Source organism: Curtobacterium sp. JUb34 (genome assembly GCF_003755065.1).
Classification (GTDB): domain Bacteria; phylum Actinomycetota; class Actinomycetes; order Actinomycetales; family Microbacteriaceae; genus Curtobacterium.
The window spans coordinates 506261-520675 of the sequence record NZ_RJVH01000004.1; the positions used below are offsets into that span (position 1 = coordinate 506261).

Here is a 14415-nt window from a genome sequence, read left to right on the forward strand (position 1 = left end):
ATTCCCGATGGATCTGCACCGAGTCCACCCCGAGGGCGAGGGTCAGCGATCGAACAAGCCCCCGAGGAAGTCGTTGCCGAGGTTCGACGCCTGCTCGCCGAGGCCGGATGCCTGCTCGCCGAGGCCCCCGAGGAGCTGTTCACCCTCGCCCGCGATCCCCTCGAAGCCACCGCCGAGGTCGGCGCCGAGGTCTCCGAGCCCGAGGTCGCCGATGCCCGAGGCGATGCCGTCGAAGTCGACGCCGAGGTTCGCGGCCTCCGCCAGCACGGGGCCGGCGGCGGCGCTCAGCACCGCTCCCCCGGCGACGGCGACGCCGAGGCCGCCGAGCGCCATCGCACCGGCGCCGACAGCGGCACCACCGGCGAAGGCACCACCACGACCGCGGCCACTGCCGTTGTTCGAGCCCCCGAGGACGCGTCGGATCAGACCCGGACGTCGGACCTCACCGCGCGTCATCGTGCGCGCCATGCCGCCTGCCGAGTCGTCGCGCAGGTGCTCGTGCGGCGGCAGTTCGGAGTTCAGGCGGTTGCGCACCTGCTGCCGCTGCGCCGGGGTGAGCCGGGCGAACGCGTCGTGGTGGACCTGCTCGAGCTGGTCCGGCGACGAGGTGCGGAGCAGGTAGTCGTACTTCGCCAGGGCGACCTTGTCGGAGTCGGCAGGGCCCTGCTGCGGCTGGCCGTACTGCTGCGGCGGCTGACCGTACTGCGGCTGTGGTGCCTGCCCGTACTGCTGCTGGCCGTACTGCTGCGGCTGCTGGCCGGACTGCTGCTGGGGCCGCTGCTGCTGGCTCCGGTCGTCGCCGGTCAGCCGGTCCGCGGCGCCGCGGACGACGTCACGCCAGTCGGTCCCGCCACCGCGCTGCGCTCCGTTGCCGGGCGCACCGTCCCCCTGCCCACGCTTCTGGAGCTGCTTGTCGATGACCTTCGAGGCCATGCCGAGGATGCGGTTGAAGTTCGCCATGCCTCGACCTTTGTGGATGCACATGTGCGCTCCCAGCGACGAACCGGCGGGTCGCCCGCACATCCGGTGGGCATCCCCTGTGAGCTGCGCCGGGCACGCACCGTCAGGACAGGACGCGCGCCAGATACGCGTTGCGGAACCGCCCCGTGGGGTCGACGTCACGGGCGACCGCGGCGAAGTCCGACAGCCGCGGGTACGCCTCGTGCAGACGCTCGACGCTCACGCCGGACACCTTCCCCCAGTGCGGCCGCGGGTCGAAGGGCGTGAGCGCCTCCTCGATCCGCGACACCGCGGCCGCCACGGCAGCGGCGTCGCGGCGGAACGTGAAGTGGATGCCGACCGACTGCCGACCGGACGACGGCGCGAGCCACGCGGTGTCGGGCGCGATCGTGCGGATCTCGGCGGCGATGAGGATCGGCGCGAACACCGGTTCGAGCGGACGGAGCGCCTCGAGCGCCGCAACGGCCGAGGCCGCGGGGATCAGGTACTCGGCCTGGATCTCGGCGCCCGTCGACGGGGTGAACGTGGACCGGAAGTGCGGCAGCCGCTCGGCCCATGGCCCGGGGACGCCGCCCTGCTCGGTGACGCCGGCCGGGTCGTTCTCCCCCGGGTGCACGGGGCCGGTGGCGGGTCGCGCGCCGAGGGCGACCAGGTCGACGGTCGGTGCGGGTTCGTCGGTGCGGTGCTTCACCCAGACCTGCCGGGCGCCGCGGTCGTCGAACGACGTGAACATCGACACCGAGTACGCGTCGGACATCACCTGGTCGAACTGCGCGGCGACGGCGTCCCACGGCAGGTCGAGGTGCACCGTCGTGGCGACCTGGAACGTCGGCTCGATCGCGAGCTCCACGGCGGTGACGACGCCGAGCGCGCCGATGGCCACCCGGTGGGCGTCGAGGGCGCCGTCCGGCGAGGACGCATCGACGTGCGCGAGCTCGCCGGAGGCGCGCACCACGTCGAGTCCGACCACCGCCTGCGCGAGCGACGGGTTGCGGACGCCGGAGCCGTGCGTGCCCGTTGCTACGGCCCCGGCCGTTGAGATGTGCGGCAGGGACGCGAGGTTCCCGAGTGCCCAGCCACGGGCCTCCAGACCGGCCGCGACCTGACTGTGCGTCATGCCGGCGGCGACGCGGACCACGCGCCGCGACGTGTCGATGTCGAGCACCGGCGGCAGGTCCTGCAGCGACACCTGCACGGCGTCGGTGTCGGCGATGGTGTTGAACGAGTGTCGCGAGCCGAGCGCCGTCAGGCGCGGCGTCGACGCGACGAGCCGCTGGAGCTCGTCCGTCGACGTCGGGCGCGCCAGCGCCGAGGCGCGGTAGGTGACGTTGCCCGCCCAGTTCGTCCGCGTGCGCTCGGCCGCGATCACGTCGTCCATCGTGGGGTCCTGACTCCTCAGAAGCCGCGGTCGAGACGGTGCCACGTCTGCTGGAGACGCAACTCGTCGCGGAACCCGCGGGCGGTGGTGTGCTCGTCGATGACCAGGAACTCCGTGCCGACCATGGTGGCGAGGTCCTCGATGACCTGCAGACCGACGGCCGTCGTCATGACGGTGTGGTGGGCGGCGCCGGCGGTGAGCCAGGCCTCGGCGGCGACGGGGAACGACGGGCGCGGCTCCCAGACGGCACGGCCGACCGGCAACTTCGGCAACGCCGAAGTCGGGGGCACCACGTCGACGACGTTCGCGGTCAGGCGGAAGCCGTCGCGGGTGTCGGAGAGCGCCACGACGACGGCCTCGCCGGAGTCGGCGGTGAAGACCAGGCGCACCGGGTCGTCCTTGCCGCCGATGCCGAGCGGGTGGATCTCGAGCGTCGGCTTCGTGGTGGTGAGCGTCGGGGAGACCTCGAGCATGTGCGCCCCGAGGATCTTCTCGGCACCCGGGGTGAGGTCGTAGGTGTAGTCCTCCATCAGGCTCGCACCGCCGGGCAGACCGGCGCCGGCGACGTTCATCGCGCGGACCAGGACGGCCGTCTTCCAGTCACCCTCGGCGCCGAAGCCGTAGCCGTCGGCCATCAGGCGCTGCACGGCGAGGCCGGGGAGCTGCTTGAGCGTGCCGAGGTCCTCGAAGTTCGTGGTGAACGCGGCGGACCCGTTCTGCTGCAGGAGCGTGCGGAGGCCGATCTCGATGGCGGCGCCGTCACGGAGCGCGGCGTGCCGTTCGCCGCCGTCGCTGCGGAGTGATGGGTCCACGTCGTAGTCGCGCTCGTACGTCGCCACGAGCGCGTCGACCGCTGCCGTGTCCGCGGCTGCGGCGTCCACCGCGGCCGCGAGCTCGTTGACGGCCCACGTGTTGACCTGCACGCCGAGCTCGATCTCCGCCTCGGTCTTGTCACCCTCGGTGACGGCGACGTAGCGCATGTTGTCGCCGAAGCGCGTCAGCTTCAGCTCGCGGACGGCTGCAGCACCGGCTGCGGCACGGGTCCAGTTCGACACGCGCTGCTGCACGCGCGGGTCCGAGACGTGCCCGACGGCGGTGGCGTGCCGGACGCCGAGGCGCGCCAGGGCGTAGCCGAACTCACGGTCGCCGTGCGCGGCCTGGTTGAGGTTCATGAAGTCGAAGTCGATGTCCGCCCAGGGCAGCGTGACGTTCGCCTGCGTGTGCAGGTGCAGCAGCGGCTTCGTCAGCGCCTGCAGGCCGCCGATCCACATCTTCGCGGGACTGAACGTGTGCATCCAGGTCGTGACACCGATGACCTTGTCGTCGGCGCTCGCCTCGATCAGGGCGCGGCGGATGCCGTCGGCGTCCTTCAGGACGGGCTTCCAGACGAGCTTCACCGGCAGGTGCCCGGCGAGTTCCGCGTGCACCGCCTTGCTCTGCTCCTCGACCTGGCGCAGGGTCTCCTCGCCGTAGAGCCCCTGGGAGCCGGTGAGGAACCAGACCTCGTAGCCGTCGAGCGTGGCCTGGGGGTCGACGGTGGTGTCCGGCGTCGTGGTGTCCGGCGTCGTGGTGTCCTGCGTCGTGGTGTCCTGCGTCATCGCATGGCTCCTTCGGGGTTCTGTCCGTAGACGTTCTGGTAGCGATCGAAGAGTCGATCGATGTCTGCTTCGGCGATCGGGACGACGTCTCCGCCCTGCTTCGCGATGTGCACCGTCCGGGCGACGTCCTCGCACATCACGGCCGCCTTGACGGCGTCCTTCGCGTCCTTGCCGATGGTGAAGACGCCGTGGTTCTGCATCAGGACCGCGCGGCTCCGGTGTCCGCTGAGGGTCTCCACGATGCCGTGGCCGATCGAGTCGTCGCCGATGATCGCGAACGGGCCGACGGGGATCGGGCCGCCGAACTCGTCGGCCATCGCGGTGATCACGCACGGGATGGGTTCCGCTCGTGCGGCCCACGCCGTCGCGTACGTCGAGTGGGTGTGGACGACGCCGCCGACCTCGGGCATGTTCCGGTACACGTGGGCGTGCGCGGCGGTGTCGGAGGACGGGCCGTGCTCGTTGCCCCACCCGTCGGCCGGCTGGCCGTCGAGGGTGCAGACGACCTGGTTCTCCGGGGTCAGGTCGTCGCTCGAGACGCCGCTCGGCTTGATGACGAAGAGGTCGGTGCCGGGCACGCGCTCGGAGACGTTGCCGCCGGTCCAGATCACCAGGCCGTAGCGGACGAGTTCGCCGTGCAGGCGGGCGACGCGCTCGCGGGTGGCCGCGACGGCCCGCTGGGTGTCCTGGTCGGTTGCGCTGGTCATCTGGTCACTTCCTGCTCTGCCGGGAGGCGCGGCTCGGCTCCCGCCGTCCCCTCGCCCCGGGTCGTGGTCGCGCCGGCGCCGGGGGCTGCTGCCGCACCGGTTCCGGTCGCGTCTGGTCGGGTCGCCGCTGCCGCCACGGCCTGGACGGGCAGGGCAGCGCGGTACCGGCCGAGGTACGTCTGGAAGCCCTCGACGTCGCGCGGCTCAGGCTCGGCCACGTGCACGGCGTCCCCGCCGAACACGGTGTCCGACAGGTAGTCGGCGAGCTGCTGGTCGGTGTGCTCGAGGTAGGCGGCCAGGACGGCGATGCCCCACGCCCCGCCCTCGCCCGCGGTCTCCTCGAGGGCGATCGGCACCCGCAGTGCGGCGGCGAGCAGTCGCTGCGGGGCACCGGGCGTGCGGAAGAGCCCACCGTGCGCGGTCATCCGGTCGACCTGCACCTGTTCGCCGTGCAGCACGTCCATGCCGATCGCCAGGGTGGCGAACGCGCCGTGCACCTCGGAGCGGACCAGGTTGCCCAGGGTGAAGCGGGCGTCGGGGGTGCGGAGCAGCAGGGGCCGGCCGTCCTCGACGTGGGTGACGGGTTCGCCGGCCAGGTAGTTGAAGGAGAGCAGGCCGCCGGCGTCGGGGTCGGCCTGTTCGGCTTCGTCCAGGAGGACCCGGAACACGTCATCCGTCGGCATCGGACTGCCCGATGCCTCGGCGAAGCGTCCGAACACCCGCGCCCAGCTCGCGATCTCGCTCGCGCCGTTGTTGCAGTGCACCATCGCCACGGCGTCGCCGGACGGGGTGGTCACGACGTCGAGCTCCTCGTGCGGGGTGCTGAGCGGGTGCTCGAGGACCACCATCGCGAAGATGCTCGTGCCGACGCTGACGTTGCCGGTGCGGGGGGCGACGGCGTTCGTCGCGACCATGCCGGTGCCGGCATCGCCCTCGGGCGGGCACAGGGGTGCGCCGGGGCTGAGCGAGCCGGCGGGATCGAGCCACGCGGCGCCCTCGGGGGTGAGGGCTCCGGCTTCCTCGCCCGCGACGAGCACCTCGGGCAGGACCGCACGGAGGTCGGGGACGTGCTCGCCGAGCAAGTCCTGCGTCGTGGCGAGCATGCGCCCGTCCCAGTCGCGGGAGCCGGGCTCGCCCGGGCCGCTGTCGACGGGGCCGCTCTCGATCGGGAAGACACCGGAGGCGTCCCCGACCCCGAGCACGTTCCGACCGGTGAGTCGTCGGTGGACGTAGCCCGCGAGGGTCGTGATGCCCGCGACCTCGGCCACGTGCGGCTCGTCGTCGAGCACCGCCTGGTACAGGTGTGCGATCGACCAGCGGAGCGGGACGTTGAAGAACAGGGCCTCGCTGAGCCGTTCGGCTGCGGGTCCGGTCGAGGTGTTGCGCCAGGTCCGGAACGGCACGAGCAGCTCGCCCGCGGCGTCGAACGCCAGGTAGCCGTGCATCATCGCGCTCACACCGACGGCGCGGAAGGTGGTCGGACGCACGCCGAACTGCGCTTCGACGTCGGCGACGAGCGCGGCGTACGCGGCCCGGAGGCCGGTCTCGACGGCGTCGAGCGAGTAGGTCCAGCGGCCGTCGACGAACTCGTTCTCCCACTCGTGGGACCCGGCGGCGATGGGCACGAGGTCCTCGTCCACCAGACACGCCTTGATGCGGGTGGAGCCGAGCTCGATCCCGAGTGTCGTGCGGCCGTTCGCGACCTGCTGGGTGGGGTCGTCGCCCATGCGTTCCTCCAGAACTCCGTCGTCCTCCGTGAGCGCTCACATCCTGGCACGTGAGCGCTCACTCTCGCAATGCCCGGGCGCGCCGCCCCGCTCACGTCCGCCGAGGTCGCGCAACACCCCGCCCGGTGAACCCATCCGCGGAGAAGACTCGCCCGACCCCCTCCCGCCGAGGTTCCACAACACGCCGCCCGCGCACCGCCCAGGTTCCACCGACGACTCGGATCCGCGCCCAGATGCCGAGATTTCGGAACCTCGGGGTCCGGGCGGCGGCCGCGGGGGGGCGCGCGGCCGCGGGCTACGGGCCGGCGGTACTCTCGCGGATGACGAGGGCCGGGGCGACCGACGCCGAGGCCGCCGCGCCGCCGTCGATCAGGCCGAGCAACGCCTGCCCCGCCACACGCCCGAGCTCCTCGAGCCGCAGGTCCACCGTCGTCAGCGGCGGCCGCGAGGCGAGCGCCATCACGTCCCAGTCGTCGAAGCCCGTGACGGCGACGTCGCCGGGCACCGATCGTCCGAGCTCCCGCAGCCGATCGCACACGCCGCGGGCGATCTGGTCGCTGCCGCACACGATCGCGTCGACGTCGGGCGACTGCCGAGCCAGCACGTCGACGGCCTGGCGCCCCCACCGTTCCGACCACTCGCCGAACAGCGGCGGGGTGACGAGCCGCGACCCGAGCACGGAGGCCGCTCCCGCCACCCGGCGTTCGGCGGAACGGTGCCGCGAGGGCCCGGTGACGACGGCGACGCGTGACCTGCCGAGGGTGAGCACGTGGGCGGCGACGGCGGCGCTGCCGGCCTCGTCGTCGAGGGTGATCGAGGCGTCGTCGGCCGAGGTCGACGGGGTGAAGGCGTAGACCACGGGGATGGACACGTCGATCGGCGGCCGGGCGTCGGCGGAGCGGCCGGTGACGATGATGCCGTCGACCCCGCGGGCCGCGAGTGAGCGCAGGTAGTGGGCCTCGCGGACGTGGTCGTCGCGGGTGTCGCACAGCAGGACGGCCATCTGCCCGGCGGACAGGGCGTCCTCGGCGCCGAGCAGCACCGGGATCGAGAACCGACCGAAGGAGTCGGTGGTGATCATGCCGACCGTGTAGGTGCGGCCCGACGACAGTGCGCGGGCCCGAGCGTCGCCGACGAACCCGAGCTTCTCGGCGGCGTCCTTGACCCGTGCCCGCGTGGAGTCGCGGAGCTGCCCGGTGCCGTTGAGCGCCTTCGACGCCGTGCCGATCGACACCCCGGCGAGCGCGGCGACGTCGGTGATGCGGACGGGCTGCGCGCCGCGGTCGACACCTGTGCGTTCGAGCGTCACGGCAACTCCTTTCCGGATCGGGAGACGTGTCGATGAGCATACGCATCGAATCGGCTGGGATGCTTGCGCACACCGTGTCGATGTCGTAGCGTCCCCGCCAGAAACCGTTTTCCGAAACGGATCACGTCACATCGCAAGGAGGCGACATGACCACCACGCTCGCGACCGACAGCCGTGCACACACCGCGACCCCGGTCCTCCCCACCGCTGCCGCGCACCTGACGCTCCGGCCCCTGCCGACGGGCGACGCCCGGATCACCGGCGGGTTCTGGGCACTCCGGCAGGAGCGCAACGGCCGTGACGCGGTCCGCGGCGGGTACGCCCTGCTCGAGACCGCCGGCAACTTCCGGAACCTGCGCATCGCCGCGGGGCTCGAGGAGGGCGAGGCCACCGGCCCGATCTTCATGGACTCCGACGTGACGAAGTGGCTCGAGGCGGTGGCGTGGGAGTACGGCCGGGCCCCGTCCGAGGACCTGCTCGACCTGCAGCGCGAGGTCACCGCCCTGTACGCCCAGGCGCAGGCCGACGACGGCTACCTCGACTCGGTGCAGCAGATCCGTGGGAAGGGCGAGCGGTACACGGACCTCAAGTGGAGCCACGAGATGTACTGCGCCGGGCACCTGTACCAGGCGGCCGTGGCGCAGCACCGTGCGACGGGCGACACCGGCCTGCTCGAGGTCGCGATCAAGAACGCCGACCACCTGGTCCGCACGTTCGGCGACGGCACGGCACCCGACGGTACGCCGAAGACCCGCGACGTCGACGGCCACCCCGTCGTCGAGATGGGCCTGGTCGAGCTGTACCGCGAGACCGGCAACCGCGACTACCTCGACCTGGCGCACTGGTTCGTCGACGCTCGCGGCACGGGCATCATCGAGCGCGCCGGTGGCGAGCCGACGTACTTCTCCGACCGGGTGCCGAGCCGGCAGGCCACGACCGTCGAGGGCCACGCCGTCCGCGCCGTGTACCTGGCCGCGGGTGCGGTGGACGTCGCGATCGAGACCGGTGACACCGAGCTCCTGGCCGCGAGCGAGACGCAGTTCGCGGACATGATGGCGACGAAGGCCTTCATCACCGGCGGCCTCGGTGCGCGCTGGGACTGGGAGGCGTTCGGCGACCCCTACGAGCTGCCCACCGACCGCGGCTACGCCGAGACCTGTGCGGCCATCGGCGGTGTCCAGTGGGCCTGGCGCCTGCTGCTCGCCACCGGCAAGCCGGTCTACGCCGACGCGATCGAGCGCCTGCTGTACAACGCCTTCCTGGCCGGGGTGAGCCTGGCGGGCACCGAGTACTTCTACGTGAACCCCCTGCAGCAGCGGGACCACGCGCACCAGGACGAGAACCGCTCCCCCGCACACGGGCGCCGCGGCTGGTTCGACTGCGCCTGCTGCCCGCCGAACATCATGCGCACCTTCGCGAGCCTGGACGGCTACCTGGCGACGGCGACCGACGGCGGCCTGCAGATTCACCAGTACGCGACCGCGGACCTCGGCCCGGTGTCGGTCGAGACCGGCTACCCGCACGACGGCCGCGTGGTCGTCACCGTCACCGAGGACGGCCCGCTCGCCCTCGGCCTGCGGATCCCGGTCTGGTCGGACACGACGACGGTGCAGGGTCCGGACGGCACCGCGCACCCGGAGCCGGGAACGCTGCACGTCGTCGACCGGCACTGGACCGCCGGCGACACGGTCGAGCTCGTCTTCGACACGACGCCGCACCGGTACGTCGCCGACTCCCGCATCGACGCCGCCCGCGGTCAGGTCGCCATCGAGCGCGGCCCCCTCGTGTACGCCGTGGAGCAGGCGGACCAACAGGGCTTCACGGTCGACGACCTGACGGTCGACGCGGTCGCCCCGATCACCGAGGAACGTCGCGACGACCTGCTCGACGGCATCGTCACGCTGCGCGTTCCCGGACACGCCCCTGCCGCACACGAGCAGGCACCGTGGCCGTACCAGCGGCTGGACGCGACCCGGTCTGGAGGCGCGGGTCACGCCGTTGACGCGACCCGCGTCGGCGACGTGGCCAGCTCGCAGGGCGCCACCACGGGCCTCCCGTCGGTCACCGCGACAGCGGTTCCCTACTACGCCTGGGCGAACCGGGGCGCGGCGCCGATGCGCGTGTGGCTCCCGCTGGCGCGGTGACGTCATGGACCGCAGAGCGTTCCTGGTCGGCGGTGTCGCCGGCGGCGCAGCACTCGCCCTGGCAGGGTGCTCCGGCACCCTGCCGAAGGTCGACGCGAAGGCGGCGAGCTTCGGCAAGGACGCGACCGGCACCGTGCACGTCTGGTGCCGGTCCGCGACCCAGGCCGGGCTGACCTCGGCGGTGGCCGGCTTCAACAAGGCGAACCCGAAGCTGCAGGTCGAGCTGACCCCGGTGCCGGACGGGCAGTACGTGACGAAGCTCGCGACGGCCATCCGCGGTGGTGAGCCGCCGGACGTGGTGGACATCGACGACATCAACTCGCAGCTGTTCATCTTCCGCGAGGCGTTCGCCGACCTGACCGACGTGGTGCAGGGCCTCGACTACTTCGACGCGATCTCACCGGGGCACCTGCGGTTGCTCGAGTACCGCGACCGGTACTACGGACTGCCCTACCTGGCGGACAACTCGCAGCTGTTCGTCAACACGGAGCTGTTCGACCGAGCGGGGCTCGACGTCGAGGAGTCGACGAAGGACCTCTCCACGCTGCTCGACGCGGCGAAGGCCATCCGGAAGCTCGACGACGAAGTCTTCGGCTGGTCGATCTCCGGCAACGCCGCCGGCATCATCGGCTTCGTCACGCAGCCGCACGTCTGGGCCACGGGCGTCGACATGATGTCCGGCGAGGTCGGCGGGCAGACGGCGAACATCACCGGCAACGAAGCCCTCGAACGGATGCTCGAGTTCTACCGGCAGCTCTGGAAGGACGGCGTGCTGTCGAAAGCGACGTACGCCGACGCCGGCACGACCTGGGGCGCCGACTTCCGGGCCGGCAAGGTGGGGATCTTCCCGACCTCGTACGGCGCGACCGTGCCCGCGGCCACCAAGGCGATGCGGGCGAAGATGCAGACGGTGCTCATCCCGTCGTGGGACGGCCAGCGGTCGTTCTTCGACGGCGGCGACAACATGTGCATCCCGAACGGGGCGGCGAACCCGTCGGGCGGCTGGGCCTTCATGCAGTACGCGAACGGTCTCCAGCAACAGCAGGCCCTGCCCGACGGCGGGTACTTCCCCACCCGCTCGGACGCCGCGACGCCCGAGTACCGGAAGCGGTTCCCGCTGGCGTTCGGCCCGCTCGACGCCATCGAGAAGGGCTACGCGCCGCAGACCCTGGCCTACAACCTGCTCGTCAACCAGCCGTCGTCGCCGTACTTCGCGATGTTCCGCGAGGCCGTGTTCGGTTCGGGCACCGCTGCCGCGATGCGGACGGCGCAGGCGGACTACACCCGCATCCTCGACCAGGTCCAGGCCTGACCGACGCTCGCTCGCTCGCTTGTTGCACAGAGAGGTGCAGACATGACCACCATCTCCACCCGACGGACCGGCGCCGGCCGCCCGACCGTCGGCCGCGGCGCCGGCCGCCCGGGCCGCCCGGGTCCGTCCCGCGGTTCGCTCACGCACCCGCCGCGCGCCGGCGCCGTGCTCGTCACCCCGGCGATCGTCTTCGTCGCGGTGTTCGTCCTCGCCCCGCTCGTGTTCGCGCTCTACATCTCGTTCACGAACTGGCCCCTGATCGGCCCGTACCGGTTCATCGGGCTGCAGAACTACCTGACGCTGTTCCAGGACCCGACGTTCGTGCACGCCATCGGGTACACGCTGCTGTACACCGCGATCGTGACGGTGCCGATCCTGGTGCTCGGCTACTTCCTGGCGGTGCTCATCCGGGCCCGGCGACGGGGCAGCACCCTGCTGCGGACGGTGTTCTTCCTGCCGTACGTCGTCGGCCTGACCACGCTGTCGTTCATGCTCGTGCTCGAGGCGCAGCCGAACTCCGGAGCCGTCAACATGGTGCTCCGCTGGCTCGGCATCACCGACGGCAGCACGGCCTGGCTCGTCAACGGCCCCCTCGCCACGCTGCTCATCTGCGTGCTCGTGGTCTGGGCGGTGTCCGGGCTGACGATGGTGCTCCTGATGTCGGCCATGCAGGGCATCCCCGACGAGGTGTACGAGTCCGCGCAGCTCGAGGGTGCGTCCTGGTGGCAGACCGAACGGCTCATCACCCTGCCGATGATCCGGTCGACCATCGCCCTCAGCGCCATCATCTCGGTGATCGGTTCGCTGCTCGCGTTCAACCAGTTCTACATCCTGACCCAGGGTGGACCGGGGACCGAGACGACCACGATCGTGAACGCGATCTACAACCGCGGCTTCGTCAACCTGCAGCTCGGCGCCGCGACCGCCGAGTCGATCGTCCTCGTCGTCGTCATCGCCGCCGTCACGGTGTTCCAGTTCTGGGCACTGCGAGAGAAGGACTGAGCCATGAGCACCACGACCTCCCGCGCCGGCCTCGCAGCACCGGACCTGTCCACCCGCACGCTGACCACCACCGGCGACGGACACCGACGGCGCCACCACCAGGGCAGCGTCCGGCATCCACGCGACACCGCCGTCAAGCGCACCCTCTACGTGATCGCCGGCGTCGGGTCGGTGCTCGTCTTCGGCGTCCCGCTGCTGTGGTCGATCCTGCGGGCGTTCCAGTCCGAGGCCGTCATCACGCAGGCGGCCGACCCCGCGACGTTCTTCCAGCTCGGCTGGCAGAACTTCGCGGCGGTGTTCAGCTCGTCGTCGCACCTGCTGACCGGCGTGTTCAACTCGCTGATCGTGTCGATCGCCACCGCCGTGCTCACCGCGGTGATCGCGACGATGGCCGGGTACGGGTTCGCCCGCTTCCGGTTCCGCGGCTCCGGCATCGTGTTCGGCCTGGTGCTGCTGACGATGATGGTGCCGTTCCAGGCGATCCTCACCCCGCTGTACCTCGAGATGAACGCCATGAAGCTCACGAACTCGCTGCTCGGGCTCGTGCTGTTCTACACGACGGTGAACCTGCCGTTCGGGGTGTTCGTGATGCGGAACGCGTTCGAGTCGATCCCGACCGAACTCGAGGACTCGGCGTTCGTCGACGGGGCCTCCCGCTTCCGGGTCGTCGTGTCGGTGCTCCGCCCGCTCCTGCTGCCCGGGGCCGCGACCGCGGCGCTCTACGCGTTCCTGGCGTCGTGGACCGAGTTCCTCGGGGCGCTGACCTTCCTGACGAAGGACTCGCTCTACACACTGCCGGTGGCGCTGCTCAACCTGCAGACCGGTGCGTACGGGCAGGTGTCGTACGGCAACCTCGTCGCCGGGTCGGTCGTGGCGATGATCCCGTGCATCGCGCTCTACGTCGGGCTGCAGCGGTTCTACGTCGCAGGCCTGTCGTCCGGCGCACTGAAGGGCTGACGGTCGGGTCAGCCCGGCGGGTGCGAGGTTGACACGGCCCCGCCCCGTGAGAGGGCCCGCTCCGGTGCGAGGTTCCATACTCCGTGCCAGGCCCGATGCCTCGCACGGAACACGGAACCTCGCACCGTTCGACACCACCCCTCGCACCGTGCGAGGGGGCTACGCGCTGCGGCGCACCACGAGCTCGGGCGCCAGCAGCGTCTCGTCGCGCGGCTCGCCCTCGACCAGGGCCCGCACGGTGTCGAGCACCCGTTCGCCCATCGCCCGGAAGTCCTGCCGCACGGTGGTCAGCGGCGGCGTGAAGTGCGCGGCCTCGGGCACGTCGTCGAACCCGACCACCGCGATGTCGTCCGGCACGCGCAGGCCCTCGTCGGCGAAGGCGTGGAGGACTCCGAGCGCCATCTGGTCGTTGCCGGCGAACACGGCGTCGACGGCCGTCACGTCAATGTGGCGTGCGGCCGCGAACCCGCTCCCCGGGGTCCAGTCGCCGTCGAGCACGACGGGCTCGAGGCCGGCCGCTTCCATGATCCGGACGTACGTGGCGCGGCGCACCTCGGACTCCTGCGACACCGGTGGTCCGGCGATGTGCACGATCCGCCGGTGCCCGCGCGCGAACAGGTGTTCCATCACGAGCGACGTCCCCGCTGCCTGGTCGATCGCGACCGCGGCGACGGTCGACGCCGCCGGGGTCCGGACGGCGTCGCGCTGCACGGCGTTGGAGACGACGACCGGCACGGTGACCGGCACGGTGAGCGATGCGAGGGCGTCGAGCACGCGGTTGTCGGCGGCGACGAGCACGATCGCGGCGACGTCCTGCGCGAGCAGCGTGGTCAGTGCACCGGACAGGTCGGACGGCGTCGGGTCCTCGGGCAGGGTCGAGAGCAGCACGTGGTACCCGGCCGACCGGGCCGCGCGTTCGAACCCGATCGCGGTGCTCGACGGACCGTACAGGGCGTCGCCCGCGGTGATGATGCCGAGCGCGCGGCTCCGGCCGCCGGCGAGTGCCCGGGCGGCGGCGCGGGGCCGGTAGCCGAGTTCGTGGACGGCGTCGGTGACCTGCGTGCGGAACGCGTCGCGGACCGTCGGATCGCCGTTGATGACGCGCGAGACGGTCTGGTGGGAGACGCCCGCACGCTCGGCGACGTCGAAGATCGTCGGCGCCTTCCGGCGTTTGCCGCCCGTGCCCCCTGGGGCGGTCGTGGTCGTCACGAGGCCAACCGTACCGCGCAGTCCGACCCGCGCGGCAAGATCGCGAAACGGTCACGTCGAGTTGACACCCCGTCACGGAACCCACAAGATGTGAGCGCTCACACGAGCTCAT

The 14415-nt window shown here is 71.7% G+C and carries 11 protein-coding genes; 4 read left to right on the plus strand and 7 right to left on the minus strand.

The genetic code is table 11. The features are described 5' to 3' along the window. Positions 1 to 42: 42 nt before the first annotated feature. The 6 genes from EDF63_RS18785 to EDF63_RS16520 all read right to left on the minus strand — a co-directional run bounded on the left by EDF63_RS18785 (position 43) and on the right by EDF63_RS16520 (position 7679). Positions 43 to 960 (minus strand): cation-transporting ATPase, encoded by a 918-nt coding sequence (locus tag EDF63_RS18785; protein WP_185021476.1) that lies wholly within the window; start codon positions 958 to 960, stop codon positions 43 to 45. A gap of 103 nt (positions 961 to 1063) precedes the next feature. Beyond that, positions 1064 to 2338, minus strand: a complete 1275-nt coding sequence (locus EDF63_RS16500; RefSeq protein ID WP_123314054.1) for an FAD-binding protein — start codon at positions 2336 to 2338, stop codon at positions 1064 to 1066. A gap of 17 nt (positions 2339 to 2355) precedes the next feature. Next, a complete protein-coding gene (araA, locus tag EDF63_RS16505; protein WP_123314055.1) occupies positions 2356 to 3936 on the minus strand; it encodes an L-arabinose isomerase in 1581 nt (526 codons plus the stop codon). Next, positions 3933 to 4643, minus strand: coding sequence for an L-ribulose-5-phosphate 4-epimerase (locus tag EDF63_RS16510; RefSeq protein ID WP_123314056.1), 711 nt, complete (start codon positions 4641 to 4643; stop codon positions 3933 to 3935). Before EDF63_RS16510 ends, araA begins: the two co-directional genes overlap by 4 nt. Further along, positions 4640 to 6370: a xylulokinase gene (locus EDF63_RS16515; protein ID WP_123314057.1), complete on the minus strand. Its 1731-nt coding sequence runs from the start codon at positions 6368 to 6370 to the stop codon at positions 4640 to 4642. The genes EDF63_RS16510 and EDF63_RS16515 overlap by 4 nt, the downstream gene beginning before the upstream one ends. Positions 6371 to 6665: 295 nt before the next feature. Beyond that, entirely contained in the window at positions 6666 to 7679 is a 1014-nt protein-coding gene (locus EDF63_RS16520; protein ID WP_123314058.1) for a LacI family DNA-binding transcriptional regulator, read from the minus strand. A 146-nt stretch (positions 7680 to 7825) separates the two neighbouring features. Here EDF63_RS16520 and EDF63_RS16525 point away from each other — a divergent pair, with 146 nt between their 5' ends. The 4 genes from EDF63_RS16525 to EDF63_RS16540 are packed head-to-tail and all read left to right on the plus strand — an operon-like array spanning position 7826 to position 13094. After that, the gene (locus EDF63_RS16525; protein ID WP_123314059.1) at positions 7826 to 9823 is read left to right on the plus strand and encodes a glycoside hydrolase family 127 protein; all 1998 of its coding nucleotides are present in this window, start codon (positions 7826 to 7828) and stop codon (positions 9821 to 9823) included. A 4-nt stretch (positions 9824 to 9827) separates the two neighbouring features. Then, a complete protein-coding gene (locus EDF63_RS16530; protein WP_123314060.1) occupies positions 9828 to 11135 on the plus strand; it encodes a sugar ABC transporter substrate-binding protein in 1308 nt (435 codons plus the stop codon). Positions 11136 to 11177: 42 nt separating this feature from the next. Continuing rightward, the gene (locus tag EDF63_RS16535) at positions 11178 to 12137 is read left to right on the plus strand and encodes a carbohydrate ABC transporter permease (RefSeq protein WP_123314061.1); all 960 of its coding nucleotides are present in this window, start codon (positions 11178 to 11180) and stop codon (positions 12135 to 12137) included. A gap of 3 nt (positions 12138 to 12140) precedes the next feature. After that, positions 12141 to 13094: a carbohydrate ABC transporter permease gene (locus tag EDF63_RS16540; RefSeq protein ID WP_123314062.1), complete on the plus strand. Its 954-nt coding sequence runs from the start codon at positions 12141 to 12143 to the stop codon at positions 13092 to 13094. A 159-nt stretch (positions 13095 to 13253) separates the two neighbouring features. Here EDF63_RS16540 and EDF63_RS16545 read toward each other — a convergent pair whose 3' ends face one another. Then, positions 13254 to 14303 (minus strand): substrate-binding domain-containing protein, encoded by a 1050-nt coding sequence (locus EDF63_RS16545; protein ID WP_123314063.1) that lies wholly within the window; start codon positions 14301 to 14303, stop codon positions 13254 to 13256. Positions 14304 to 14415 lie beyond the last annotated feature (112 nt).